Source organism: Klebsiella spallanzanii, from assembly GCF_902158555.1.
Classification (GTDB): Bacteria; Pseudomonadota; Gammaproteobacteria; order Enterobacterales; family Enterobacteriaceae; genus Klebsiella; species Klebsiella spallanzanii.
Window position 1 is genome coordinate 606,283 of the sequence record NZ_CABGGS010000012.1, and the last position, 26,684, is coordinate 632,966.

The 26,684-nt window shown below is 54.2% G+C and carries 22 protein-coding genes and 1 pseudogene; 16 read left to right on the forward strand and 7 right to left on the reverse strand.

What is annotated here, in order from left to right; genetic code table 11:
- The first annotated feature begins 31 nt into the window (after positions 1 to 31).
- Positions 32 to 2,422: a maltodextrin phosphorylase gene (gene malP / locus FN082_RS13965; RefSeq protein ID WP_142981805.1), complete on the forward strand. Its 2,391-nt coding sequence runs from the start codon at positions 32 to 34 to the stop codon at positions 2,420 to 2,422.
- Positions 2,423 to 2,432: 10 nt separating this feature from the next.
- The gene (gene malQ / locus FN082_RS13970) at positions 2,433 to 4,526 is read left to right on the forward strand and encodes a 4-alpha-glucanotransferase (RefSeq protein ID WP_139539000.1); all 2,094 of its coding nucleotides are present in this window, start codon (positions 2,433 to 2,435) and stop codon (positions 4,524 to 4,526) included.
- 16 nt (positions 4,527 to 4,542) lie between these two features.
- Here malQ and FN082_RS13975 read toward each other — a convergent pair.
- The 6 genes and pseudogenes from FN082_RS13975 to FN082_RS14005 all read right to left on the reverse strand — a co-directional run bounded on the left by FN082_RS13975 (position 4,543) and on the right by FN082_RS14005 (position 12,055).
- A pseudogene (locus FN082_RS13975) lies at positions 4,543 to 5,798 on the reverse strand (IS3 family transposase).
- A gap of 110 nt (positions 5,799 to 5,908) precedes the next feature.
- Positions 5,909 to 7,531 carry a phosphoenolpyruvate carboxykinase (ATP) gene (gene pckA, locus FN082_RS13980; protein ID WP_139538999.1) on the reverse strand — a complete coding sequence of 541 codons (1,623 nt, stop codon included), beginning with the start codon at positions 7,529 to 7,531 and terminating at the stop codon, positions 5,909 to 5,911.
- Positions 7,532 to 7,879: 348 nt separating this feature from the next.
- Entirely contained in the window at positions 7,880 to 8,764 is an 885-nt protein-coding gene (hslO, locus tag FN082_RS13990) for an Hsp33 family molecular chaperone HslO (RefSeq protein ID WP_180349583.1), read from the reverse strand.
- Positions 8,765 to 8,782: 18 nt separating this feature from the next.
- The gene (gene hslR / locus FN082_RS13995; RefSeq protein WP_139538996.1) at positions 8,783 to 9,184 is read right to left on the reverse strand and encodes a ribosome-associated heat shock protein Hsp15; all 402 of its coding nucleotides are present in this window, start codon (positions 9,182 to 9,184) and stop codon (positions 8,783 to 8,785) included.
- Positions 9,181 to 9,864: a GMP/IMP nucleotidase gene (gene yrfG, locus FN082_RS14000; RefSeq protein ID WP_139538995.1), complete on the reverse strand. Its 684-nt coding sequence runs from the start codon at positions 9,862 to 9,864 to the stop codon at positions 9,181 to 9,183. Before yrfG ends, hslR begins: the two co-directional genes overlap by 4 nt.
- A 61-nt stretch (positions 9,865 to 9,925) precedes the next feature.
- Complete coding sequence (locus FN082_RS14005; RefSeq protein ID WP_139538994.1) at positions 9,926 to 12,055, reverse strand: intracellular growth attenuator family protein; 2,130 nt, start codon at positions 12,053 to 12,055, stop codon at positions 9,926 to 9,928.
- Between the two features lie 330 nt (positions 12,056 to 12,385).
- Here FN082_RS14005 and nudE point away from each other — a divergent pair, with 330 nt between their 5' ends.
- A complete protein-coding gene (nudE, locus tag FN082_RS14010; protein WP_139539088.1) occupies positions 12,386 to 12,946 on the forward strand; it encodes an ADP compounds hydrolase NudE in 561 nt (186 codons plus the stop codon).
- 45 nt (positions 12,947 to 12,991) lie between these two features.
- Here nudE and mrcA read toward each other — a convergent pair whose 3' ends face one another.
- On the reverse strand, positions 12,992 to 15,550 hold the full coding sequence (mrcA, locus tag FN082_RS14015; protein WP_142981806.1) for a peptidoglycan glycosyltransferase/peptidoglycan DD-transpeptidase MrcA: 2,559 nt from the start codon (positions 15,548 to 15,550) through the stop codon (positions 12,992 to 12,994).
- A gap of 117 nt (positions 15,551 to 15,667) precedes the next feature.
- Here mrcA and FN082_RS14020 point away from each other — a divergent pair, with 117 nt between their 5' ends.
- From FN082_RS14020 to yhfZ, 13 genes are all read left to right on the forward strand, one after another.
- Positions 15,668 to 16,459 carry a type IV pilus biogenesis protein PilM gene (locus FN082_RS14020; protein WP_139538992.1) on the forward strand — a complete coding sequence of 264 codons (792 nt, stop codon included), beginning with the start codon at positions 15,668 to 15,670 and terminating at the stop codon, positions 16,457 to 16,459.
- Complete coding sequence (locus FN082_RS14025) at positions 16,456 to 16,995, forward strand: PilN domain-containing protein (protein ID WP_142981807.1); 540 nt, start codon at positions 16,456 to 16,458, stop codon at positions 16,993 to 16,995. The genes FN082_RS14020 and FN082_RS14025 overlap by 4 nt, the downstream gene beginning before the upstream one ends.
- A complete protein-coding gene (locus tag FN082_RS14030) occupies positions 16,979 to 17,413 on the forward strand; it encodes a HofO family protein (protein WP_139538990.1) in 435 nt (144 codons plus the stop codon). The genes FN082_RS14025 and FN082_RS14030 overlap by 17 nt, the downstream gene beginning before the upstream one ends.
- Positions 17,403 to 17,810, forward strand: coding sequence for a HofP DNA utilization family protein (locus tag FN082_RS14035; RefSeq protein WP_139538989.1), 408 nt, complete (start codon positions 17,403 to 17,405; stop codon positions 17,808 to 17,810). The genes FN082_RS14030 and FN082_RS14035 overlap by 11 nt, the downstream gene beginning before the upstream one ends.
- Positions 17,719 to 18,960 carry a DNA uptake porin HofQ gene (gene hofQ / locus FN082_RS14040; RefSeq protein ID WP_142465383.1) on the forward strand — a complete coding sequence of 414 codons (1,242 nt, stop codon included), beginning with the start codon at positions 17,719 to 17,721 and terminating at the stop codon, positions 18,958 to 18,960. The genes FN082_RS14035 and hofQ overlap by 92 nt, the downstream gene beginning before the upstream one ends.
- 269 nt (positions 18,961 to 19,229) lie before the next feature.
- The gene (gene aroK, locus FN082_RS14045) at positions 19,230 to 19,751 is read left to right on the forward strand and encodes a shikimate kinase AroK (RefSeq protein WP_004106441.1); all 522 of its coding nucleotides are present in this window, start codon (positions 19,230 to 19,232) and stop codon (positions 19,749 to 19,751) included.
- Between the two features lie 54 nt (positions 19,752 to 19,805).
- Positions 19,806 to 20,894, forward strand: a complete 1,089-nt coding sequence (gene aroB, locus FN082_RS14050) for a 3-dehydroquinate synthase (protein WP_142981808.1) — start codon at positions 19,806 to 19,808, stop codon at positions 20,892 to 20,894.
- Between the two features lie 90 nt (positions 20,895 to 20,984).
- Positions 20,985 to 22,277 carry a cell division protein DamX gene (gene damX, locus FN082_RS14055; RefSeq protein ID WP_142463654.1) on the forward strand — a complete coding sequence of 431 codons (1,293 nt, stop codon included), beginning with the start codon at positions 20,985 to 20,987 and terminating at the stop codon, positions 22,275 to 22,277.
- Positions 22,278 to 22,355: 78 nt separating this feature from the next.
- The gene (gene dam, locus FN082_RS14060) at positions 22,356 to 23,183 is read left to right on the forward strand and encodes an adenine-specific DNA-methyltransferase (RefSeq protein WP_139538985.1); all 828 of its coding nucleotides are present in this window, start codon (positions 22,356 to 22,358) and stop codon (positions 23,181 to 23,183) included.
- A 17-nt stretch (positions 23,184 to 23,200) separates the two neighbouring features.
- Positions 23,201 to 23,878 (forward strand): ribulose-phosphate 3-epimerase, encoded by a 678-nt coding sequence (gene rpe / locus FN082_RS14065; protein ID WP_139538984.1) that lies wholly within the window; start codon positions 23,201 to 23,203, stop codon positions 23,876 to 23,878.
- Positions 23,871 to 24,620: a phosphoglycolate phosphatase gene (gene gph / locus FN082_RS14070; protein WP_142465381.1), complete on the forward strand. Its 750-nt coding sequence runs from the start codon at positions 23,871 to 23,873 to the stop codon at positions 24,618 to 24,620. The genes rpe and gph overlap by 8 nt, the downstream gene beginning before the upstream one ends.
- 3 nt (positions 24,621 to 24,623) lie before the next feature.
- A complete protein-coding gene (gene trpS, locus FN082_RS14075; protein WP_139538982.1) occupies positions 24,624 to 25,628 on the forward strand; it encodes a tryptophan--tRNA ligase in 1,005 nt (334 codons plus the stop codon).
- 150 nt (positions 25,629 to 25,778) lie between these two features.
- Positions 25,779 to 26,684: a GntR family transcriptional regulator YhfZ gene (yhfZ, locus tag FN082_RS14080; protein WP_139538981.1), complete on the forward strand. Its 906-nt coding sequence runs from the start codon at positions 25,779 to 25,781 to the stop codon at positions 26,682 to 26,684.

Sequence of the window (26,684 nt, forward strand, 5' to 3'; positions counted from 1 at the left end):
CTAACGTTTTAGTAAAGGACCCGGATTTCTTATGTCACAGACTTCTTTTAACAAAGCTCAGTTTCAGGCTGCACTGACGCGTCAGTGGCAGCATTTTGGTTTACAGTCCGCCTCCGAGATGACCCAGCGTCAATGGTGGCGCGCCGTGAGCGGTGCGCTATCCGAGCTGTTGTCGGCTCAGCCGGTAGCGAAAGCGACCGAAGGGCAGCGCCACGTAAACTACATCTCCATGGAGTTTTTGATTGGTCGTCTGACCGGCAACAACTTGCTTAATCTTGGCTGGTATCAGCAGGTGAGCGATGAACTTCAGACCCATGACGTTAACCTGACCGACCTGCTGGAAGAGGAAATCGACCCGGGTCTGGGCAATGGCGGCCTGGGCCGTCTGGCGGCGTGCTTCCTCGATTCCATGGCGACCGTCGGCCAGTCGGCGACCGGTTACGGCCTGAACTACCAGTACGGCCTGTTCCGCCAGTCATTTGCTGACGGACAGCAGATGGAAGCACCGGACGACTGGGGGCGCAGCAGCTATCCGTGGTTCCGCCACAATGAAGCGCTGGATGTGCAGGTTGGGCTCGGCGGTAAAGTGACCAAAGGCGGTGAGTGGGTACCGGCATTCGTGATTACCGGCGAAGCCTGGGATCTGCCGGTGCTGGGGTATCGCAACAACGTCGCGCAACCGCTGCGTCTGTGGCAAGCCAAACACGCGCATCCGTTTAACCTGACCAAATTCAACGACGGCGATTTCTTGCGTGCTGAACAGCAGGGTATCGACGCGGAAAAACTGACGAAAGTCCTCTATCCGAACGATAACCATCAGGCGGGTAAAAAACTGCGTCTGATGCAGCAGTACTTCCAGTGCGCCTGCTCGGTTGCCGATATTCTGCGTCGCCATCATCTGGCGGGCCGCAAGCTGGCGGAGCTGGCCGATTACGAAGTCATCCAGTTGAACGATACTCACCCGACGATTGCGATCCCGGAGCTGCTGCGCGTGCTGATCGATGAGCATCAGCTGAGCTGGGATGACGCGTGGGCGATCACCAGCAAAACTTTCGCCTATACCAACCACACCCTGATGCCGGAAGCGCTGGAGTGCTGGGATGAGAAGCTGGTGAAAGCGCTGCTGCCGCGTCACATGCAGATTATCAAAGAGATTAACGACCGCTTTAAAAAGCTGGTGGATAAAACCTGGCCGGGCGATAAGCAGGTATGGGCGAAACTGGCGGTGGTTCACGACAAACAGGTTCGTATGGCGAACATGTGCGTGGTCAGCGGCTTTGCGGTTAACGGCGTTGCTGCGCTGCACTCCGACCTGGTAGTGAAAGACCTGTTCCCGGAATATCACCAGCTGTGGCCGAATAAATTCCACAACGTTACCAACGGCATCACCCCGCGCCGCTGGATCAAACAGTGCAACCCGGCCCTGGCCGCGCTGCTGGATAAGACGCTGAAGGAAGAGTGGGCCAACGATCTCGACCAGCTGATTAACCTCGAAAAATACGCTGACGATGCGAAGTTCCGCCAGACGTACCGCGACATTAAGCTGGCCAACAAGGTTCGCCTGGCGGAGTTTGTGAAGCGGCGTACCGGTATCGAGATTAACCCGCAGGCGATTTTCGATATCCAGATTAAGCGTCTGCACGAGTACAAGCGTCAGCACCTCAACCTGCTGAACATTCTCGCGCAGTACAAAGAGATTCGTGAGAACCCGCAGGCAGACCGCGTACCGCGGGTGTTCCTGTTCGGTGCGAAAGCGGCTCCAGGCTACTATCTGGCGAAGAATATTATCTGGGCGATCAACAAGGTTGCTGAAGCGATCAATAACGATCCGCAGGTAGGCGATAAGCTGAAAGTCGTGTTCCTGCCGGACTATTGCGTGTCGGCGGCGGAAATGTTGATCCCGGCGGCGGATGTCTCCGAGCAGATTTCTACTGCGGGCAAAGAGGCCTCCGGTACCGGCAACATGAAGCTGGCGCTGAACGGCGCGCTGACTGTCGGAACCCTGGACGGCGCGAACGTTGAAATCGCTGAGCAGGTAGGAGAAGAAAACATCTTTATCTTCGGTCATACCGTAGAAGAAGTGAAAGCCCTGAAGGCCAAAGGTTACGATCCGCTGAAATGGCGGAAGAAAGACAAGCTGCTGGATGCGGTGCTGAAAGAGCTGGAAAGCGGTAAATATAGCGATGGCGACAAACATGCCTTCGACCAGATGCTGCATAGTCTGCTGAAAGGCGGGGATCCGTACCTGGTGCTGGCCGATTTTGAAGCCTACGTGGCGGCGCAGAAGCAAGTTGATGAGCTGTATCGCGACCAGGAAGCCTGGACCCGCGCGACGATTCTGAACACTGCGCGCTGCGGCATGTTCAGCTCTGACCGCTCCATTCGCGATTATCAGCAACGTATCTGGCAGGCAAAACGCTAAGGACTGGCCTATGGAGACTAAACGCCTTGATAACGCTGCCCTGGCGGCGGGAATAAGCCCAAGCTACATCAACGCGCACGGGAAGCCGCAGTCAATTGCTGCGGCGACCAAGCAGCGGCTGCTTGATGCGATGCATCGTACAACAATCGCCACGAAGGTGGCGGTTAACCCGCTGCCTGTGGTGCAGGTTTTTACCTACGGCAAAAAGATGTCTCTGCCGGTGGCGGGCCAGGGGGAGTTCCACTGGATCCTCACCACTGAAGAAGGGAAACAGTATCAGGGCCAGGTGCGCGGCGGCGAAACGCTGCCGCTGCCAGCAAAACTGCCGGAAGGCTATCACACGCTGACGCTGACTCAGGATGGCGATCGCTGGCACTGTCGGGCCATTGTCGCGCCTGTACGCTGCTACGAGCCGCAGGCGCTAAAGGACGGCAAGAAGCTGTGGGGAACCTGCGTGCAGCTTTATACGCTGCGTTCGGAGAAGAACTGGGGGATTGGTGATTTCGGTGATTTGCGCGTTATGCTGCCGGAAATCGCCCGCCGCGGCGGCTCGTTTATCGGGCTTAACCCGATTCATGCGCTCTATCCGGCTAACCCGGAGAGCGCCAGCCCGTACAGCCCTTCGTCGCGTCGCTGGCTTAACGTTATCTATATTGACGTCAATGCGGTAGAGGATTTCCGTCACAGTAAAGAGGCGCAGAAATGGTGGCAATCACCGGCCACGCAGCAGGCCTTACAGGCCGCGCGCCAGACCGATGACGTTGACTATGCCGCTGTGACCGCGCTGAAGCTCACTGCACTGCGCATGGCTTGGAAAGGTTTTTCCGCGCGCAATGATGAGACGGCTGCAGAGTTTCGTCAGTTTGTGACGCGTGAGGGCGAAAGTCTGTACTGGCAGGCGGCGTTTGACGCGCTTCATGCCTGGCAGGTTAAGCAGGATCCGATGCGCTGGGGCTGGCCCGCCTGGCCGAAGGCTTATCAGGACACTAACAGCCCGGAAGTGAAAGCATTCTGCGCTGAGCATGCCGATGAGGTGAATTTTTACCTGTGGCTGCAGTGGCTGGCTTACACCCAGTTTGCCGAATGCTGGCATACCAGTCAAAACGATGCCATGGCAATTGGCCTGTATCGTGACCTGGCGGTTGGCGTTGCGGAAGGCGGGGCTGAAACCTGGTGCGATCGCGAGCTCTACTGCCTGAAAGCTTCCGTCGGCGCGCCGCCGGATATTTTGGGCCCGCTGGGGCAAAACTGGGGCCTGCCGCCGATGGATCCGCATATCATCGTGTCGCGTGCCTACGAGCCGTTTATCGAACTGCTGCGCGCTAACATGCAAAACTGCGGCGCGCTGCGCATCGATCATGTGATGTCGGTGCTGCGTCTGTGGTGGATCCCTTACGGTGAAACGGCTGACCACGGTGCTTACGTGCAGTATCCGGTGGATGACCTGCTGTCGATTCTGGCGCTGGAGAGTAAGCGTCATCGCTGTATGGTGATCGGCGAGGATTTGGGTACCGTGCCGGTTGAGATCGTCGGTAAGCTGCGCAAAAGCGGTGTTTACTCCTATAAAGTGCTCTATTTCGAAAATGACCACGAGAAGACTTTCCGTGCGCCGAAGGCGTATCCGGAGCAATCAATGGCTGTGGCAACGACGCATGACCTGCCAACGCTTCGCGGCTACTGGGAAAGCGGCGACCTGACGCTGGGTAAATCGCTGGGCCTGTATCCGGATGAGGTGGTGCTACGCGGACTGTACCAGGATCGCGAGCTGGCGAAGCAGGGGCTGTTGGATGCACTGCATCGCTACGGCTGCCTGCCAAAGCGTACCGGGCATAAAGCGTCGCTGATGGCGATGACGTCGACCCTCAATCGCGGAATGCAGCGCTACATTGCTGACAGCAATAGCGCGCTGCTGGGTCTGCAGCCTGAGGATTGGCTGGAGATGGCCGAGCCGGTCAATATTCCGGGGACCAGCACGGAATATCCAAACTGGCGTCGTAAGCTCTCTACCACGCTGGAGGCAATGTTTGCCGACGAGCAGGTGAATAAGCTGATTAAGGACCTGGATAAGCGGCGTAAGGCGGCAAGTAAGAAAAAGCCTGCCTGATATCTGTTTTAAGTGACTAGTCCTGATATAGGTTGACAGTTTTCTGTCGATAAAACGCCTGATGAACATCATCGGGCGTTTTGTACTTCAGGGCCAGATGTGGCCGCTCATGGTTATAAATTCCCACCGACTCTTTTACCATCATTCTGGCTTATGCCAGATCGGCTGGACGCGAGAGTAAAAACTCATTTTTCAGGATACCGTTTATTCGCTCTGCCAGTGCATTCTGGTAGCAGTCGTAACCATCGGTCATTGAACAGGTTATCCCGTTTCTTTCATGGACTGACTGATAGAGCGCTGAACAGTATTGCAGCCCTCTGTCAGAATGATGTACCAGCGGACCTGTCGTTTTTCTCCGCCTCAGCGCCTGTCTGAACGCTTTTACCACGTTTTCTGTCTGCAGGTTTTCCCCGACATGGTAACCCACGATTTTTCTGGAGCAGGCATCGGTGACCAGACTCAGATAGGCCGTGCCGCTACGTAGCGGAAGGTAAGTAATATCGGCAACCCAGACCTGCTCCGGCTCAAGGGCGATAACCTGTTCAGGGCCGGGTTTCAGCAGGTTAGGATGCCAGTGAAAGCGATGATGGCTGTTGGTGGTTTTGTGATATGCCCGTTTCACCGGCACCAGGAGCCGGTATTCATCCAGCAAGTTAAACAGCTGGTCCCGCCCGATATTCAGCGTTTTATCGGCCTGAGTATTCAGCAGATAGTGCAGTTTACGCGTACCGATTCTCGGCTGACGACACCGGATGCGGGCAACAAATTCCAGAACCTGAGCATGATGTTCCTGCCGTTTTCTGCGCCTTGTGTTGTCCTGGTACCATGCCTGTCTGCTGTGCCCCAGGAACTGGCATGCACGCGTAACGGTTATTTTCGGGATCGGACTTTGCGCGAGGACTTGCCGGGCCGCTTTTTTACGATGCTCACCCCATAATCATTTTTCAGAACATTGATAACCGACTCAAAAAACTCAGCTTTCTGGTTTGCCAGCTCAAGCTGTTCTTCAAGTTCCCTGATTCTTTGCTCGGGTGTAAGCGGGACAGTCGTCTGAGCCACAGGCAGTTTCCTCTTCACCAGGTCAGGAAGTCCGGGGCTCCAGTCAAGCCGGCCATATTTACGCAGCCAGACAAGAACGGTGGAGCGCCCCTGAATGCCATACCGCTGCTGAGCCTGTTTATAGGTCATCTCGCCTTTTTCAACCTGTTCAACAACGGCTATTTTAAAGGATAGAGGATAATCACGTTGGGTGCGTTTGAACTCAGTCATCATCACGTTCTCCGGATTTAAGTCAGGAACGTGTCAACGCTATTCAGGACGGGTCAAAGAGCATTAAAAAGCCGGGAAGTGATTCCCGGCTTTTCTGTTACTGATGAACCGCTTTAGCGTTTCGGCCCTGCGGCAACCAGCGCTGCGCCCGCTGGCGTATCGGTATACTTCTCAAAGTTTTCGATAAACAACTTCGCCAGATGCTCAGCTTTTTCCTGCCACTGTTCTGGTGAGCCGTAGGTATTGCGCGGGTCAAGAATATGAGTATCTACGCCCGGCAGCTCGGTTGGGATTTGCAGCTCAAACATTGGCAGGGTGAAAGTTTCGGCATTGTCCAGAGAACCATTAAGGATCGCATCGATAATCGCGCGCGTATCTTTGATCGAGATACGTTTGCCGGTGCCGTTCCAGCCGGTGTTGACCAGATAAGCCTGCGCGCCGGAAGCCTGCATGCGCTTGACCAGCACTTCTGCGTATTGCGTCGGGTGTAGCGACAGGAACGCGGCGCCGAAGCAGGCGGAGAAGGTTGGCGTCGGCTCCGTCACACCACGCTCGGTACCGGCCAGTTTAGCGGTAAAGCCAGACAGGAAGTGGTACTGGGTTTGGTCGGCGGTCAGGCGAGAAACCGGCGGCAGCACACCGAACGCGTCAGCTGTCAGAAAGATAACCTTGGTGGCATGGCCCGCTTTAGAGATCGGCTTAACAATGTTCTCGATATGGTTGATCGGATAAGAGACGCGGGTGTTTTCGGTCTTCGAACCGTCGTTAAAATCGATGGTGCCATCGGCCAGTACCACGACGTTCTCCAGCAATGCATCGCGGCGAATTGCATGGTAGATATCCGGCTCTGCGGCTTCGGAAAGCTTAATGGTTTTGGCATAGCAGCCGCCTTCGAAGTTAAACACCCCATCGTCATCCCAGCCGTGTTCGTCATCGCCAATCAGGCGGCGTTTCGGGTCGGTGGAGAGGGTTGTTTTACCCGTACCGGAAAGGCCGAAGAAGATGGCGACATCCTCTTTTTCGCCGACGTTGGCAGAGCAGTGCATGGAAGCGATGCCCTTCAGCGGCAGCAGATAGTTCATCATCGAGAACATACCTTTCTTCATTTCGCCGCCGTACCAGGTTCCGCCAATCAGCTGAATGCGCTCGGTCAGGTTGAAGGCGACGAAGTTCTCGGAGTTGAGGCCCTGCTCTTTCCACTGCGGGTTGGTGCACTTGGCGCCATTCATCACGATGAAATCCGGCTCGAAGTTTGCCAGTTCCTCATCGCTTGGGCGAATAAACATGTTCTTCACGAAATGCGCCTGCCAGGCGACTTCGGTAATAAAACGGACGCTGAGGCGGGTGTCAGCATTGGCACCGCAGAAGGCATCAACGATAAACAGACGCTTGCCGGAGAGCTGGCGGGTAACCAGTCCCTTCAGGTGCTGCCACGTTTCTTCTGAGAGCGGTTTGTTGTCGTTCTTGCCTTTGCCTTTATCAGACCACCACACGGTATCGCGGGTAGTGTCGTCACGAACGATATACTTATCTTTTGGAGAACGGCCGGTAAAAATACCGGTATCGACAGCGATAGCACCAAGATTTGTTAATACGCCTCGTTCATAACCTTCCAGATTGGGGGCGAGCTCTTCCTGATACAAAGTATCGTAGCTGGGGTTGTGGACGATATCCTGGACGTCATTGATACCATAAGCCTTGAGATCCTGCGGGGTTAAACCATTATTAACGCGCATGTCACTGCTCCTTAGCCAATATGTACTGCTTTAAATTGTAGGGTTTATTACGGGGTATAGACCGCGACCAGGCTCATAGATTTACGTATCTCGACAAACGACATACTCACGAAAAACGTTGTGACTCCTGTCACGAAGCGTAGGGGATTATCTCAGGAAATCGGGCTTTAGTGGGGGTAGATGTTTCTTAATGGTTAAAAAGTAATTAAAAAAACTATTGAAATGTGAATGTAATCGCTTACCTGAAAGAAAATTACGTAACTCTTTCATAGAGAATCGATTCATCTCGCGAAGAAAAATACTTGACGCCAGAAGCGAGGATGACATTTGCCTCTGGCGAGGGGCAGGTTAGTGAATCTGCGGGTCGGCTGGTGAAGCGTTATTGCGGATTTCGGCAATATCCATTGCATTGAAGATGTAATGATTGCCGCAATAATCGCAGTGCATATCAATTTCACCTTCATCGGCCAGGATGCTGTCGATCTCTTCATCAGGCAGCGTTTTCAGCGCACCAGCGCAGCGTTCACGAGAGCAGGTACATTTAAACTCGACGTTCTGCGGCTCGTAAACGGTGACTTCTTCTTCATGGTACAGGCGCCAGAGCACATCGTTCGCTGGCAGAGTAAACAACTCTTCAGCTTTGATGGTTTCGGTTAGCGTGCTCAGGTGTTCGAAATCAGCTGCTTGCGCGTCTTGCGCGGGCAGAACCTGCAGCAGCATGCCGCCAGCCATCGGTTTGCCTTCGTGTTCGCCGCTACGAATGATCAGTCGGGTTGGCAGCTGCTCAGAGCGCTGGAAGTAATCTTCCAGGCAGGCCGCCAGCGTATCGCCCTCGAGCCCGACTACGCCCTGGTAACGCTCACCTTCCTGCGGAGAGATGGTAATGACCAGATATCCGTTACCGACCATGGTTTTCAGATCTGCCCCTTCCGGGATCTCGCCCTGAGTACGGGCTACGCCGCGCATTTGCTGCTGGTTGTTGCCGTTAATGACCGCCAACGACAGCGGGCCATCGCCCTGCAGTTGAACGGTGATATCGCCAGCGAACTTCAGCGTCGCGGTCAGCAGGCTGGTGGCGACCAGTAGCTCCGCCAGCACGGTTTTCACTGGCTGCGGATAGCTATGGTTCGTCAGAATCTGTTCTAAGGTTTCTGAAACTGTTACCAGCTCACCGCGCACGGCATAGTTTTCAAACAGATAGCGATGTAATTGATCGTGTTGAGTCATAATAATCTCTCTTGCTGGCCACAGTTATTCACTATCGCCGTGTTTAAATCTCATCAGGTCGCGGCGTTCTTTCTTATCCGGACGTCTGTCGGGATGCGGCATGGTTAGCGCGTTCATTTTCCGCGCCAGCGCCATTTTCTCGCGTTTCTCGATGCTCTCTGCCGTCTCGTCGTAGAGCGCGACGGCCTCACTGGCAGGCCTGCGCTGTTCGGTAATGCCTTTTACCACGATGGTACGCTCATCATTGCCCTGGCGGAGCATCAGGGTGGCGTTCAGCTCGACAATTTTCCCCGGCTTGCTGCGCTGACCGTTGTAGTGCACCTTGCCGCCTTCGATCATCTCGCGCGCCAAAGCGCGGGTTTTATAAATACGGGCTGCCCACAGCCATTTGTCCAGCCTGACGGCTGCGACGGTTTTTTCTTTCATGGCCTCTCCTGTGGGATCAACGCGGGGATCAGGTTTCGGTAATCACTCAGCCCCGGATGGCGAGCGTAGCTTTTTTCCGCCAGCCCGGAATCGGGGTTAGTGATGCCCAGGCAGTAGCGGATACCGAACTCCGCCGCCGCGTCCAGAATCGCCTCATTATCATCAACGAAGAGCGTATTGCGCGCGTTGAAGCCGGTTTCCTCAGCCACAGCATGCCACAGCCGCTGATCTTCTTTCGGATAACCAAATGTGTGGGTGGAAAGCAATAAATCAAGGTGCGCATCCAGCCCGGTATGCTTTAGCTTCACCGCCAGATTATGCGGGTGGGCGTTAGTCAGCAAAATCCGGCGTTTGCCGCTGGTTTTAAGCGCATCAAGGAACGGCACCGTATCGTCACGCAGGGCGGCTCTCGGCCCCTGCTCGCTGGTCATCGCACAAATATCCAAACCCAGGCGATCGCTCCAGTAGTCCAGGCAATACCAGTTTAGCGTATGTTGCACTGCATGATACTCCTGGCGCATTGCGTCTCTGGCTTCCTGAAGGTTGAGTCCCCGCGCGGCGCCCCAGGTTTCCGGAACCAGTTTTTGCCAGAAATAGTTGTCGAAGGCGAGGTCGAGCAGCGTGCCGTCCATATCAAGCAGAACGGTATCAACCTCCTGCCAGGCGATATCAAAATGCATGGTAAGTCTCCAGCGAGGGGGGAATTGCGCGACAGGGTATCACACCCCGTCGCACAGAGAATTATTCTTGCGGGTCCGGCGAGGAAAGCAGAACCGGATTCATGCAGCTTTCATAGTATTTCTGGATCTCTTCCTGACGCTGGCGGTGGCGCTGATAACGACGGATGGCCTGGATACCGTGATACGCCATGCAGCCCAGCATGGTCAGCAGCAGCAGCGTTGTCCCGAGATAACGCCACAGGCCGGTGCGGTCAGGAATGCGATGCAAATTGATATGCTGTGTTCCGTTGGCATCGGTATAAAGGCTGGTGACGATCCCCTCAGCCTGGAACGGCGTGTGCATCAACATACCCGCCAGACGCTGCAGTTCGCTCCACTGCTGGTGAGCAGGGTAGTCGTATAATCCGGTACTTGGCCATGGCTGATTCACCAGGTCGCTTCCTTCATCGCTGGCAATCAGGAAACCACCGGGAGCCGGGCTGTTTAGCGCCTGAGCTGCGCGCGAAGTTTCCCGGCTGACAAAAGGAGCGGTGGAAGTGGTGACCAGATTTTCCAGCGACTCAGCGCTTACCGGGCGCAGCAACACGTTAACGCCATCCAGTTTGCCCGTGCTGGCGCGTTTGGTGAGGGTTTCCCAATTACGCGTGTTGCCAAGGTTAACCAGCGCATTTTTTAAACGAACGCAGTCGTCTTTTGCGGAGCACAGGTCGTTGGTTTTTGTCACGATATCGCCAAAGTCATCCAGCAGCACCATGCCTGATTTCTGAATCGCGGAACGCAGCGCCGGGCTGACGCGCGAATCGTCATCGGATTCGGGGTGAAGCTGGCGCTGAACGGTTTGCATTAGCGCGGTAGCTTTACTGACGATGTCGGACTCCGGCAACGGCAGGGGAGGTGCATCATTCCAGACGATTTGCGAACAATCGAACGGCATAAACGGCGAGTTCTCTTTTGCCGTCCAGGTGCCTGGCGTGTGGATATTACACATGCCTGACCCTTTCAGGCGTAGCGTATCGCCGATGCGGATCTGTGATTTCTCCAGTTGAGCAACCGTTGTCGCTTCGATAGTTTGTGCGCCTTTCAGCCATGACAGGGTGAATTTAAACGGCATGTTCAGCGGAACGCTGGCCCACAGCATTACGACAACCAGCAGCGCGCCAGAGGCGATAATCGCGCTGCGCAGCCAGTACTGAAGCGGGAAGTTTTTGACTTCATCATGCAGAGACAGGAAGCGTCCCTGGCGGACCACATGACGGCTCAGATAGATGTCGACATCCGTTTGCTGACCAAGATCCTGGGTAATCCATGGTTGCCAGTGGCGTGGATAAATCAGGTCGATAATACCGAGGGAAATATTGTTGGTATGTTCCTGATCGTTTTCGCCAAACAGTCCCCAACGTTTGGGCATACCGCGCAGGCAGTGAATTTCCCGTAATGATGCTTTATGCGGCGGCGCGTAGATACCCCATATGCAAGCTAACAGCAACAACAGGCCGCCGCCCAATAGCCAGGGTGAAAAAACGTCGGGAGCGATCAGACTGCAATAAAAGAGCAGGAATGCAGCGACCGCCAGAATGGCTTCGCGAAGGCCGTCAGGGCGGCTAAGCGCGTGTTCTTCAGCTGTTTCCTGGCGAATGTTCAGCAGCTCAATCTGCTCGCTCTCTTCGCCACGAATGGAAGCCTGCCTCGCCGTTGTCGGTTCGAGAGCGAATCCGCGAGACTCCTGAGGATAGTCGCTGAGCGTTTGTCCGTTGAGAGCGATGACCAACGGCAAGCTATCGGTAGGGATTAACTCAACGCTGTTTTCATCATTGATATGTTGTTCCCAGAAGGGTGGAAGATGGACCTCCACTGAATCAAGGAAGTAGCGCCATTTATTCAGGTCGTCAGTGGTGATGCCGTAACGGGTGATCGCACGGGTGACGGTAAAAACGGTGCCGCTTTGTTCGTTAAGCGTCAGATTTATCGGCGCGATGCTGGCCCCCGAAGCAGGGAGCTGCTGATTGCGGCTAAGGCCTTCGAGGTACTTTTCTACAGCACTGCGCTCTTCATCGGAAAGCTTACGCGTAGCGGCATCGCTAAAGGCATGCAGCAGCGGCAGGCGGCGACGTCTGGCATGTGCTCGATACCACCACCCGATAAGCAATACGCAGATTAGCAGAGCTATCAAAAAAATCAGAAAGGTGCCCATGCCCATCCCATCATAGTTATTCTTTTCTTACTGGTATCGTCGGTTGCCATTCACAATGGAGGTAAAAAAACGTACGCAATCGGCATATATCATGTCAAAACGGGAAAATGTATTGTGCAATGCAGCAGCATACAACCTTATCAAAAACGTTAAAATCCAGGAATCGGTATATTCTCAAATAGTATTCAACCTCTTGACTTTTTGGTCTTTGTAACAATGAAATCTAAAACGATAAGGTTGCAATTATGTAAATTAGTGGCGAATTGAATTGCCGAAACCGTGCTGCGTATCGCACAATGACCTCTGTAATCACAGCATAGACCGATGACAATGAGCAAATCATTACAAAAACCCACTATTCTCAATGTTGAAACAGTCGCGCGCTCGCGTCTTTTTAATGTTGAAAGCGTGGACCTTGAGTTCAGCAACGGCGTACGCCGCGTGTATGAACGGATGCGGCCTTCTACCCGCGAAGCCGTGATGATTGTGCCGATTGTCGATGACCATATTATCCTGATTCGCGAATACGCTGTGGGTACGGAGTCCTATGAGCTGGGCTTTTCCAAAGGCCTGATCGATCCAGGCGAAAGCGTGCTGGAAGCCGCGAATCGTGAGCTAAAAGAAGAAGTCGGTTTTGGCGCAAACACGCTGACGTTTTTGAAAAAACTGAGCATGGCCCCGTCCTATTTTTCCAGCAAGATGAATATCCTGGTGGCAGAAGACCTTTATCCAGAATCGCTGCCGGGCGATGAGCCAGAACCGTTGCCGCAGGTTCGCTGGCCGCTGTCGCAGCTGATGACGCTGCTCGATGAAGAAGACTTCAATGAAGCCCGTAACGTTAGCGCGCTGTTCCTGCTGCGCGAGTGGCTACAGGCTCAGGGGCGGATTTAACGGATATCACGGATAAAGAAAAAGCGCCCGCAGGCGCTTTTTTCATCAGAACAGTTCGTGGGTCTCGCCCCCGCCATCGGTGAGGGTGGTGCCGACCTCATGAACCGCCTGCTGGGTAGGCTGAGTGCCATCGATAAAGTACTCAGCGCGGCTGTTACCGCCGCTGGCTAACTGACCGGTGCTGCGGTCGATATTAACCGTAACGATACCCGGCGGCGGCGTTAGCGGCTCTTCCGGTACGCCTTCCAGTACTCTTTTCATAAAGTCATCCCAGGCCGGCTGGGCGCTTTTTGCGCCGCCTTCGTAGCCCGATATCTGATCTTTAATGGCGCCGGAGGCGGTGGTACGGCCCAGATCGCGACGATGGTCATCAAAGCCAATCCATACTGACGTCACCACGCCGGGACCATAGCCGGAGAACCATGCATCTTTCGAGCTGTTGGTGGTCCCTGTCTTACCGCCGATATCGTGACGCTGCAGGTCGCGACCCGCACGCCAGCCGGTACCCATCCAGCCGGGTTCGCCAAAGATATTGGTGTTCAGAGCGCTTTTAATCAGGAAGGCCAGCGGCGTGTTAATCACGTGCGGCGCATATTCCGGGGTACCGCTCTGCGCAACCAGGGATTGGTTAGCCTGCTCAAGCTGTGGTTGCGGAGGAACGCTGGCGTTTTGCGGCTCCTGTGAGGTGGCTACGTCCTCAACATCTTTATTCTCCAGCACATCAGACTTCGGCGTGTCGCCATAAATTACCGGGATATTGCACTGCGGACAGGCAATTTTTGGCCGTTCTTCGAAAATAACGCCGCCCTGATCGTTCTCGATTTTGCTGATGAAATAAGGGCTAATCAGGAAGCCGCCGTTAGCCATCACCGAATAGCCGCGAGCAACCTGGAGCGGTGTGAAGGACGCTGAACCCAGCGCCAGTGATTCGGTCCGCACGATGTTTTGTGCCGGGAAGCCGAAGCGCTGGAGATATTCTGCCGCGTAATCCACACCCATCGCGCGCATAGCGCGAACCATCACAACGTTCTTCGATTGGCCTAGTCCCTGACGCAAGCGGATAGGACCAGCATACTGCGGCGGCGAGTTTTTTGGCCGCCAGTCGGAGCCGGAACCCGCATCCCACCGTGAAATCGGGACATCGTTGAGCATGCTCGCCAACGTTAGGCCTTTATCCATCGCAGCGGTGTAAAGGAACGGCTTAATGTTAGAGCCGACCTGGCGCAGTGCCTGAGTTGCGCGGTTGAACTTGCTTTGGTTGAAATCGAAACCGCCGACCAGCGCAATGATTGCGCCATTTTGCGGGTTGATCGATACCAGCGCTGAGTTGACATCCGGTACCTGCGACAGCCACCAGCTGTTACCTACCTGGCGAACCCAGACCTGTTGCCCGGTCTGAACAACATCGTTCACTTTACGCGGCGTGGCGCCCTGCTGAGTATCAGAGATAAACCGCCGCGCCCAGCGGATGCCTTCCATGTTCAGCGAGACGGAGGTGCCGTTGCTCAACAGGGCGACGGCTTCCTGCGGGCTGGCTGAAGTGATGACCGCCGGGGAGAGAGGGCCAGAGCCCAGTATCTTTTTCAGCGCAGCAATAATTTTCTGGTTATCCCACGGTGTCTCGCCCACTTTCCACAGCACGCCGGCCGGGCCGCGATAGCCGTGGCGCATATCGTAATCCAGCACGTTGTCACGTACCGCCTGCTGGGCTGACTGCTGATTTTTACGGGTGATGGTGGTGTAGACGCGATAACCGTCTTCATAAGCCTGCTCGCCGTAGCGGCTGACCATTTCCTGACGCACCATTTCGCTGAGGTATGGGGATGAGAAGGCAATTTCTGGCGTATGGTAGCTTGCGTCAATCGTCTGGCTACGCGCCTGATCGTACTGCGACTGAGTGATGTAGCCTTCGCTCAGCATACGTGAAAGAACCACGTTGCGGCGGGCGGTTGCGCGATCCATTGAATAGAGCGGGTTAAACGTTGACGGTGCTTTAGGCAAGCCCGCAATCACCGCCATTTCGCTCAGCGTCAACTGGTCGACGGATTTACCAAAATAGACCTGTGCAGCCGCGCCGACGCCATAGGCACGGTAGCCGAGATAGATTTTGTTCAGGTAGAGCTCAAGGATTTCATCTTTATTAAGCAACTGCTCAATGCGGATCGCGAGGAAAGCCTCTTTTACCTTACGCATCAGCGTCTTCTCAGGACTCAGAAAAAAGTTACGTGCTAGCTGCTGAGTGATGGTACTGGCGCCCTGAGAGGCGTGTCCGGAGAACATCGCGACGCTGGCGGCGCGGAAAATCCCGACCGGGTCAACGCCATGATGCTCATAAAAACGGCTGTCTTCGGTGGCGATAAACGCTTTTATCAGCTCAGGAGGCATTTGCTGTAGCGTGACGGGAATACGACGTTTTTCGCCGTATTGCGCGATCAGCTCGCCATCCGCGCTGTAGACCTGCATTGGGATTTGCAGGCGCACATCCTTCAGGGTCGCGACGTCAGGGAGCTGCGGCTCTATATATTTATAGAGACCAAAAATCGAGCCTGCTCCCAGCAGTACGCAACAGACTGCAAGGATAAAAAGATACTTTACGAACTTCACCGGAGATTTCTCATTTAGTTTTCATTGGGCAGTTTATAAACAAACGCGCAGTAGTATAAAGGCAAGCCTGGTGCATTGATATAGCGAAGCATATTGGTGGATAAGGAGATCGTAGGCATGGCTTTTAGAAACTGGCGCATAGGGATGCATATCCAGCAGGACCATATTGCTATTGTTGCGCTGTTGCATGAACGTTCACGCTGGGCGCTACGCCGCTGGTGGCGTATCCCATTAATGCCCGGCATTGTGCGGCACGGAATGGTGGTGGATGCTGACGCGCTGGTCAGTAAGCTGCAAAGTTGGCGGCGTGAGCTACCTTTGCAACATCAGATTTGTATCGCCTTCCCCGCAGCCCGAACATTGCAAAAACGGCTACCGCGTCCGCAGATTTCGCTACGAGAAAGCGAGCAGGCGACGTGGATAGCCAGCGCGATGGCACAGCAACTGGAAATGCCTGCTTCTTCATTATGTGTTGATTATTTGGCAACCGGAGCGGCAGATGGCTGGCGGGTTACCGCAGCGCAGCGATTAGACGTTAACGTGCTGCGCCATCTGGCAAGCCGCCTCAAGCTTAGGGTCGTAGGGATTGTTCCGGATGCCAGCGCACTTAGCGCCTTTCTTCCCTGGCTACCTGCTGAAATTCAGGGGCTTGCGTGGCGTGATGAAGATAGCTGGCTGTGGGCAACCGCCGATAGCTGGGGAAGTTGTTTATGCAGCGAAAATCCCTCTTTTCCTGGCATGGTTTCACAAGTTAACGCCGGAGCGTTTCGTCTCTGCGCTTCTGAATCGCCAGACGGGCAGAGCTTTGATGCCTGGAGCGTCATTCATCGCCTGCAGCCTCCGCTCCCGGCCTGTGGCGATAGTTTTACCGTGGCCCTGGGTCTGGCGATAGGAGCATGTCAGCCATGAGCCAGATCGTCAATTTTCTTCCCTGGCGCGAAACGCGACGACGGAAGCGCCTACGGACGGGGCTGCTGCTGACTGGCGGGGTTCTGCTTATTCTGCTTGCGATGCTGCTCGCATCAAGGCTCCACAAGCGGATGACTGACACGCTTGAAACCTTATGGATCGGTGCTGATAGCCAGCTTTATAGCGCATTTCAGCAGCGTGAACACGTAATGCGCCAACAGCTACAGCAACAGGAACAGCGACGTCAACGCCAGCTGCGGCGAGAGAAAACCGCCGCCTGGCAGCCAAGGCTGCAGGAGATAGCGGCGCGCTTGCCGGAACAGGCATGGTTAACCCATCTGGAATACCGGCAAAATGCTCTGCTGCTGAGTGGGCTAACGTTCAATCTTAAAGGGTTAGTTGTACTGGAGAAAGCACTGGAAAGTATTCATGGTTTTCATCCGGCAAAGTCGGGCGAAACGCATCGCGATAGTGAAGGGCGCTGGTTGTTTCGCTTTTCTATGACTGGAGAGGGTGAAAATGCGGGAACACCTTGAACGCTGGCTGACTGAGCGCAAAAGCCTGTTCGTGCCGCCTGTCGCTCTGATTCTCATTGCCGGATTCTGGATAGGGTTACAGCCGCAGCCGTTACAGGTCCAGGATAGCCGCTCGGCGCGTATACAGGAGCAGTGGCGAAAGCTTTTACCGCTGCGTGCCACGCTACAGGACGTCGGTATAGAAGCACAGCCCCAGATTTTCTCTCCTGTTGATCTTCCCGTTGCGGGGGCGTCGCTTATCGCCTGGCGGCCGGTGGGACGTGGGGGTGAGATGCAACTGGAGGTCGACTGGCAAGCAGTACCTGCGCTGTTTTCCTGGCTGGCCCGCTGCGGGATGGTGGCTACTGCATTCACGCTACGCCCGGAAAAGCAGGCGCTACAGCTGTCCCTACAACTGGAGGCTGAAGATGCACCGTAAATGTTGGTGTTTACTGCTGTTTTCGCTCCCGCTGCTGGCTAAAGAACGCGATCCGTTCCAGCCAGCGGTGGATAGTTGTCGGACAGCGCAGCTTAGTCAATGGCGCTATGGTGGGGCTATCGGCGAGCCTTTGGCGCTTATTGGTCTCTTACAGGATAGCGTCGGGAAGTGGCGTCGCGTGAGAGTAGATGAAACCCTGCCAACGAACTGGCGGGTTACGCATTTGACAGCAGAGAAAATGGCAATAACGACCGGCCCGGGGTGTGAACCCGTGCGATGGGTCTGGCAGCGAGAGGGAATGAAAAATGATGCGATGGATAAGCCTGCTGTTTCTGCTGCTGCCCCTGATAGTCGCGGCGGCAAAAAAAGATCTTCCCGTGTCGCTGGTCGTCGATGATGCGCCGGTGGCTCAGGTGCTGCAAACGCTGGCGGAGTTAAAACAGAAAAATCTCGTAGTGGCTCCGGACGTCAGCGGAACGGTGTCTCTCCATTTGAAGGCGGTTCCCTGGCAGCAGGCGCTGCGTTCGGTTATCGACAGCGCCGGTCTGGTGTTGAGCCAACAAGGTTCCGTGCTGTATGTCCACACTCAGGCCTGGCAAAATGCGCGGCAGGTACAGCTTGAGGCGGAAAGCGCCAGGCGTCTGCAGAGTCTTCCTTTACAGGGGCATAGCGTGGCCTTGCGTTATGCTGATGCCGAGGATTTGGTCAAAGCCGGGGCAAAATTATTAAGCCCTCGCGGATATCTGACCGTTGATAAGCGCACCAACCGCTTGCTCATTCGGGATGATGCCCAACATCTTCCAGCGTTAAAAGCATGGGCCCTTGAAATGGATATCCCCGTCGGCCAGGTCGAACTGGCGGCGCATATTGTCTCTATGAGCGAAACCAGCCTGCGTGAACTGGGCGTTAAATGGAGTCTTGCGGAAGCCAGCAGCCCACCGGGGTCTGGTAAGTTTACTACGTTAAGCAGCAACCTGGCGGTAGGGGACGCCAGTACGCGAGCCGGTTTTAACATTGGGCGGATTAACGGGCGGCTATTAGAGCTGGAACTTTCTGCGCTTGAACAAAAGCAGCAGGTTGAGATTATTGCCAGCCCGCGGTTGCTGGCCTCTCATATGCAGCCTGCCAGCATCAAGCAGGGAAGCGAAATCCCTTATCAGGTCTCCAGCGGTGAAAGCGGTGCGACTTCGGTTGAGTTTAAAGAGGCGGTGCTGGGGATGGAGGTCACGCCCACCGTATTACAACAGGATCGCGTACGGTTAAAGCTCAGGATCAGCGAAAATACGCCGGGTCAGGTACTGAAACAAGAAAACGGCGAAGTTCTGGCGATTGATAAACAAGAAATTGAAACGCTGGTCGAAGTGAAAAGCGGCGAGACCCTGGCCTTAGGCGGTATCTTTTCGCAGAAAAATAAATCCTCTCGCGATGGTATTCCTTTACTTAGCGACATCCCCTGGCTTGGCCAGCTGTTTCGCCGCGATGGCAAAGATAACGAACGGCGTGAACTGGTCGTCTTCATTACCCCACGTATTCTGGCAGTGCATTAAGCGAGTTTTTCATGCTAAACACGTTTCAGGTGTTTGACGTGAGGACGGATTTAGCATACAAGGGGTACCGATTTGAGAGTCGGGTACGACATCAATCCTCCCTTTCTTGTCCGGTGATTTATTCTGTTGCCAAACCAGCCGGAGTATTGAGATAATTTTTAGTCTGACTCTCGCTCTATTGCATATGAGGTTTCAGTTCATGTCCTGCTGCGCTGGGTGTTTGCGAAGCGGGTTTATCATTAACGAATAGTCTTAGTAGTACCGAAAAAATGGCAGAGAAACGCAATATCTTTCTGGTTGGGCCTATGGGTGCCGGCAAAAGCACTATTGGGCGCCAGTTAGCCCAACAGCTCAACATGGAATTTTACGATTCCGATCAAGAAATTGAGAAACGTACCGGCGCAGATGTGGGTTGGGTCTTTGATGTTGAAGGCGAAGACGGCTTCCGCGACCGTGAAGAAAAAATCATCAATGAGTTGACGGAAAAACAGGGAATCGTGCTGGCAACCGGCGGTGGCTCTGTAAAATCCCGTGAAACGCGTAACCGTCTCTCCGCCCGCGGCGTGGTGGTCTACCTGGAAACAACTATCGAAAAGCAGCTTGCCCGTACGCAGCGCGATAAAAAGCGTCCTTTGTTACAAGTTGATGCGCCGCCTCGCGAAGTTCTGGAAGCGTTGGCAGATGAACGCAATCCACTGTACGAAGAGATTGCTGATGTCACTATCCGCACCGACGATCAAAGTGCGAAAGTGGTAGCAAACCAGATTATTCATATGCTGGAAAGCAATTGATTCTGGCTTAATAAAGTGCGTTAGAGTAAAAGCAACTGAGGTGGACGTCGCGTTATGGAGAGGCTTACTGTAACCCTCGGGGAACGTAGTTACCCGATTACCATCGCGGCTGGTTTGTTTAACGATCCAGCTTCCTTCCTGCCACTGAAGTCGGGCGACCAGGTTATGCTGGTCACCAACGAAACGCTGGCACCGCTTTATCTGGATACCGTTCGCTCCGTACTTGAGCAAGCGGGAGTGAACGTCGACAGCGTGATTCTTCCCGACGGCGAGCAGTATAAAAGCCTGACGGTGATGGATACCGTTTTTACCGCTCTGTTGCAAAAACCACACGGCCGGGACACTACCTTAGTGGCGCTCGGCGGTGGGGTGATCGGTGATTTAACCGGGTTTGCCGCGGCCAGCTATCAGCGTGGTGTGCGCTTTATCCAGGTTCCTACCACCCTCTTGTCGCAGGTGGATTCTTCGGTCGGCGGTAAAACAGCCGTCAACCACCCCCTCGGCAAAAACATGATTGGCGCTTTCTGGCAGCCAGTTTCTGTCGTTGTCGATCTCAACTGCCTTAAAACGCTACCAACGCGTGAACTCTCTTCAGGCCTGGCAGAGGTCATTAAGTACGGCATTATTCTTGATGGCGAATTCTTCGACTGGCTGGAAAATAACATCGATGCACTGATAGCGCTGGATGAAAAAGCCATGGCGTACTGCATTCGTCGCTGTTGTGAGCTGAAAGCTGAAGTTGTTGCAGCCGACGAGCGCGAAACCGGGTTACGTGCTTTACTCAATCTTGGACATACTTTTGGTCATGCTATCGAAGCTGAAATGGGCTACGGTAACTGGTTACATGGTGAGGCCGTTGCTGCCGGTATGGTGATGGCGGCGTATGCGTCCGAGCGTCTGGGTCAGTTTAGCGCGCAAGATACGCAGCGAATTATTCGATTACTGCAGCGCGCAGGTTTACCGGTGAGCGGGCCGCAGGAGATGTCTGCCGAAGCATATTTGCCCCACATGATGCGTGACAAAAAAGTGCTGGCAGGCGAAATGCGGTTGGTACTACCCCTCGCGATAGGGAAGAGCGAGATACGCGGCGGAGTACCGCATGATGTTGTTCTTGGCGCGATTGCTGATACTCAGCAGGCGTAACAATAAGAAGGTCTGGCCGCGTTCGCGCGGCGTTATCATTTCGGGTGACATGCAATAGTCGTGAGCATAAGCCTTTTAGTGGGGTGTTAAATGGATGAATTAAAGCCAGAAGACGATATGAAAGCCGATCGCAGCGATCGTCGTACTGGTCGTTCCCGTCAGTCTTCAGAGCGTGATGCCGATCCGCAAATCAATTTTGATGATGTTGATATTGATGATGCTGACGATGGTCGCCCGACGCGCGGCAGTAAAGCACGCCGTGAGCGCGATGAAGAACAATATGAAGAATATGAAGAGGACGTAGAGTCTGACGAAGACGATGCTGAAGAGCGTCAGGTTGAACGTCGTCCTCGCAAGCGTAAAAAGGCACCGGCCAAACCGGCTTCCCGCCAGTACATCATGATGGGGGTGGGTATTCTCGTCCTTCTGCTACTGATTGTTGGCGTCGGGTCCGCGTTGAAATCACCTTCTTCTTCATCTGGTGATCAAACGGCTTCAGGTGAGAAAAGCATTAACTTATCCGGTGAGCAGGACAATAATGCCCAGCCTGCTGCTCAGGATGCCTCTGCGGCGAACAGCCCGCAGTCGCAGGATGTTTCTCTGCCGCCAATCGCTTCTAATCCGACTCAGGGTCAGGCTCCTGCTGAACCGCAAGGCCAGCAGCGTGTTGAAGTTCAGGGTGACCTGAATAATGCGCTGACCCAACAGCAGGGCCAGATTGATAGCGCCGTAGCGAATTCTACTCTGCCGACTGAACCAGCTACCGTTGCTCCGGTTCGCAATGGTGCCGCCCCGCGCCAGGCAACAACAGAGCGTCAGACAGCGGCAGCGCCGCGTCCGGCTGAGCGTAAGCATACGGTTATCGAACCGAAACCGCAGGCAACGGCGAAAGCGCCGACCGAGCCGAAGCCGGTTCCGGCACAGCCTAAACGTGTAGAAAGCGTGGCGACGACGGCTCCGGCAAAAGCGCCAGCGGCTCAGCCGACTAAGCCTGTTGCCACCGCGCAGACTAAACCGGCACAACCCGCAGCGACGACTGCTCCAGCAGCAACTGCAACTGCCGCTCCGGCAGCAACAGCGGCCACCGGTAAAAGTTCTGGCGATGTAGGCTCAATGAAGTCTGCGCCGTCTGGTCACTACACCCTGCAGCTCAGCAGCTCTTCTAACTACGACAACCTCAACGGTTGGGCGAAGAAAGAGAAGCTGGAGAAATACGTTGTCTACGAGACTACGCGTAACGGTCAGCCCTGGTACGTTCTGGTGAGCGGCATTTATGCTTCGAAAGATGAAGCGAAACGCGCTGTTGCTACGCTGCCAGCAGATGTACAGGCGAAAAACCCGTGGGCAAAACCGCTGCATCAGGTTCAGTCTGACCTGAAATAATGCCGCTGTGTCGTCTGAAGCGCAGGATGCTGTCGGAGCTTTCTCCACAGCCGGAGAATGTGTAATTAGTTAGGCAGCATGAAAAAGAATCGCGCTTTTCTGAAATGGGCAGGGGGGAAATACCCCCTGCTCGATGATATTAAAAAGCACTTGCCGCAGGGCGACTGCTTGATTGAACCCTTTGTGGGGGCCGGGTCGGTATTTCTTAATACCGACTTTTCTCGTTATATTCTCGCTGATATCAATAGTGATTTGATTAGTCTGTATAACATCGTCAAACTGCAAACCGACGAGTACGTTGCTGCGGCGCGTGAGATGTTCACGCCTGAAAACAATGTTGCAGAGCGGTATTACCAGTTCCGTGATGAGTTTAACCAGAGTCAGGAACCGCTGCGCCGCGCGGTGCTGTTCCTTTATCTGAACCGCCATGGCTACAATGGTCTGTGTCGCTACAATCTGCGCGGTGAGTTTAACGTGCCGTTTGGTCGTTATAAAAAGCCCTATTTTCCCGAAGCTGAGCTGTATCACTTCGCGGAGAAGGCGCAGTATGCAGAGTTTCATTGTGAATCTTATGAAGACTGTATGAAGCGGGCAGATAATCGCTCTGTTGTTTACTGCGATCCGCCCTATGCGCCGCTCTCTTCGACGGCGAATTTTACGGCTTATCATACGAATAGCTTTAGCCAGGAGCAGCAGGAGCTGCTGGCGAAAAAAGCGGAATCGCTGATGAAAAAGCGTATTCCCGTGCTTATCTCAAACCATCGCACGCCGCTCACTCAGGAGTGGTATAAAAATGCCGCTGAGACGCATATCGTGAAGGTTCGACGCAGTATCAGCAGTAACGGTGGTACACGTAAGAAGGTGGACGAGCTTCTGGCTCTGTACCGTCCGCCCAAGACCAAATAAATTTCAAGGAGATGCGGATGAAGCAGTATTTGATTGCCCCTTCGATTTTGTCGGCTGATTTTGCTCGTCTGGGTGAAGATACCGCCAATGCGTTGGCTGCGGGTGCTGATGTTGTGCACTTTGACGTGATGGACAACCACTACGTGCCGAATCTGACCATTGGTCCGATGGTGCTGAAAGCTCTGCGCAATTACGGTATCACTGCACCGATTGATGTGCATTTGATGGTTAAGCCAGTTGACCGCATCATCCCAGATTTTGCCGCTGCGGGCGCCAGCATCATTACTTTCCACCCGGAAGCCTCAGAACACGTCGATCGTACTTTACAACTCATCAAAGAAAATGGCTGTAAAGCCGGTCTGGTGTTTAACCCTGCCACGTCCCTGAGCTATCTCGATTACGTAATGGATAAACTGGACGTCATTCTGCTAATGTCCGTGAACCCGGGTTTTGGCGGTCAGTCTTTTATTCCGCATACTCTGGATAAACTGCGTGAAGTTCGTCGTCGTATTGATGAGTCGGGCTACGACATTCGTCTGGAAGTGGATGGCGGCGTGAAAGTGAGCAATATTGCCGAGATTGCCGCCGCTGGTGCGGATATGTTTGTTGCCGGATCGGCCATTTTCGATCAGCCGGATTATAAAAAAGTGGTTGATCAAATGCGTAGCGAATTAGCAAAGGTTAGCCATGAATAAGTTACAAAATATTCGCGGCGTGGCGTTTGACCTCGACGGTACGCTGGTGGACAGCGCCCCGGGGTTGACCGCTGCCGTTGATAACGCGCTGTATGCTCTGGAGCTCCCGGTTGCGGGTGAAGAGAGGGTTGTGACCTGGATTGGCAACGGCGCTGACGTTCTGATGCAGAGAGCCCTGACCTGGGCCCGCCAGGAACGCGCGACCCTAAGAGCCGCACAGGGTAAACCTTCTGTTGATCATGATGATATCCCAGTGGCGGAACAGCAAGCCATTTTGCGCAAGCTGTTCGATCGCTATTATGCCGAAGTTGCGGAAGAGGGGAGCTTTTTGTTTCCGGCCGTTGCCGACACGCTCGGCGCGCTACACGCAAAGGGCTTGCCGCTGGCGCTGGTGACCAATAAGCCGACGCCGTTTGTCGCACCGATTCTTGAGTCGTTGGATATTGCTAAATATTTTAGCGTAGTGATCGGCGGCGATGATGTGAAAAATAAAAAACCACACCCGGATCCGCTGCTTCTGGTCGCGGAGAAACTGGGGCTGGCACCCGCAGAGCTGCTGTTTGTGGGTGACTCACGCAATGATATTCAGGCGGCGAAAGCGGCTGGCTGCTGCTCAATCGGTCTGACCTACGGCTACAACTACGGCGAGCCGATTTCGCTGAGCGAGCCGGACTATATCTTTGATCAATTTAATGAACTCTTGCCCGCTTTCGGGCTACCGAACAGTGAAAATCAGGAATAAAAAATGACTAAGCCCATCGTTTTTAGTGGCGCACAGCCCTCAGGTGAATTGACCATTGGCAACTACATGGGTGCGCTGCGTCAATGGGTAAACATGCAGGACGATTATCACTGCATTTACTGCATCGTTGACCAGCATGCGATTACTGTTCGCCAGGATCCGCAGCAGCTGCGTAAGGCTACGCTGGATACGCTTGCGCTGTACCTGGCATGCGGTATTGACCCAGAAAAAAGCACCATCTTTGTTCAATCTCACGTGCCGGAGCATGCGCAACTGGGCTGGGCGCTGAACTGCTACACCTACTTCGGCGAACTGAGCCGGATGACCCAATTTAAAGACAAGTCATCGCGCTATGCCGAGAACATCAACGCCGGTCTGTTTGACTATCCGGTGCTGATGGCCGCCGACATCCTGCTGTATCAGACTAATCAGGTACCGGTCGGCGAAGACCAGAAACAGCACCTGGAGCTGAGCCGCGACGTTGCCCAGCGCTTCAATGCTATCTACGGTGATGTGTTTAAAGTACCAGAGCCGTTTATTCCTAAATCCGGCGCGCGCGTGATGTCGCTGCTGGAGCCGACTAAAAAGATGTCCAAGTCAGATGATAACCGCAACAACGTTATCGGTCTGCTGGAAGACCCGAAATCGGTCGTGAAGAAAATCAAACGTGCGGTCACTGATTCCGATGAGCCGCCGGTGGTTCGCTATGACATCCAGAACAAAGCGGGCGTTTCCAACCTGCTGGACATCCTCTCAGCCGTTACCGGCCAGAGTATTCCAGAGCTGGAGCAGCACTTCGAAGGCAAAATGTATGGCCATCTGAAGGGCGAAGTGGCAGACGCTGTTTCCGGCATGCTGACCGAGCTTCAGGAGCGTTATCATCGTTTCCGTGGGGATGAAGCCTTCCTGAATCAGGTGATGAAAGAGGGGGCGGAGAAAGCCAGCGCTCGCGCCTCGGTGACCCTGAAAGCGGTCTACGAAGCGATAGGTTTTGTTGCTAAGCCTTAAGCCATCTGATGGTCGTGTGGTATTCCAAAGCCGGGTGCAATGCATCCGGCTTTTTAATATGTGATAGCTGTCGTGATTTGATGTTTTGTTCCTTGTTAATTATCTTCAGTTTCGTGAAGATATAAATATTCAATTTAGTGAAGATTATTGATGCGTAGGACATTCATAAAAAAAGAGGGCATGGCGTTAACCACCCTGGCCCGGTATCTGCTGGGTGAACAGTGCGGTAACCGCCTGAAAACGATTGATGAGCTAGCGGGTGAATGCGGCTCTTCCGTTGGCCTGACTCAGGCAGCGTTAAAAACGCTGGAGTCTTCGGGCGCTATTCGTATCGAACGACGCGGCCGCAACGGCAGTTACCTGGTTGATATGGACAACAAAGCGCTGTTGGCGCATATCGATATCAGTAACGTGGTTTGCGCGATGCCTCTGCCTTACACGCGGCTATACGAAGGGCTGGCCAGCGGTTTGAAAGCGCAGTTTGAAGGCATCCCTTTTTACTACGCGCATATGCGCGGCGCAGATATTCGCGTGGAGTGTTTGCTCAACGGCGTTTATGACATGGCCGTCGTTTCGCGGCTGGCGGCGGAAAGTTATTTAGCGCAAAGCGGCCTGAGTATGGCAATGGCTTTGGGGCCACACACCTATGTTGGCGAGCATCAGTTGATTTGCCGTAAAGGTGAAATTGATGAGGTTCGGCGGATTGGTCTTGATAACCGCTCGCCGGACCAGAAAATCATGACCGAAATTTATTTTGCCGGTCGCGATGTGGAGCGTGTTTATCTCTCTTATCACGAGAGTCTGAGCCGCATTGCAAAGGGTGAGATTGATGCTGTTATCTGGAACGTCGCTGCAGGTGATGAGCTGACGATGCTGGGGCTGGAAGCCCAGCCGCTAAGTGGCGACCCGCGTTTTTTGCTGGCAACGGAAGCGGTGGTGCTGACCAGAAGCGATGATTACCCGATTCAGCACCTGCTGTGTGCGGTGGTGGATAAACAGGCGCTGTTAGCTCATCAACAGCGGGTGGTGAGCGGCGAACAGGAGCCAAGCTATTAA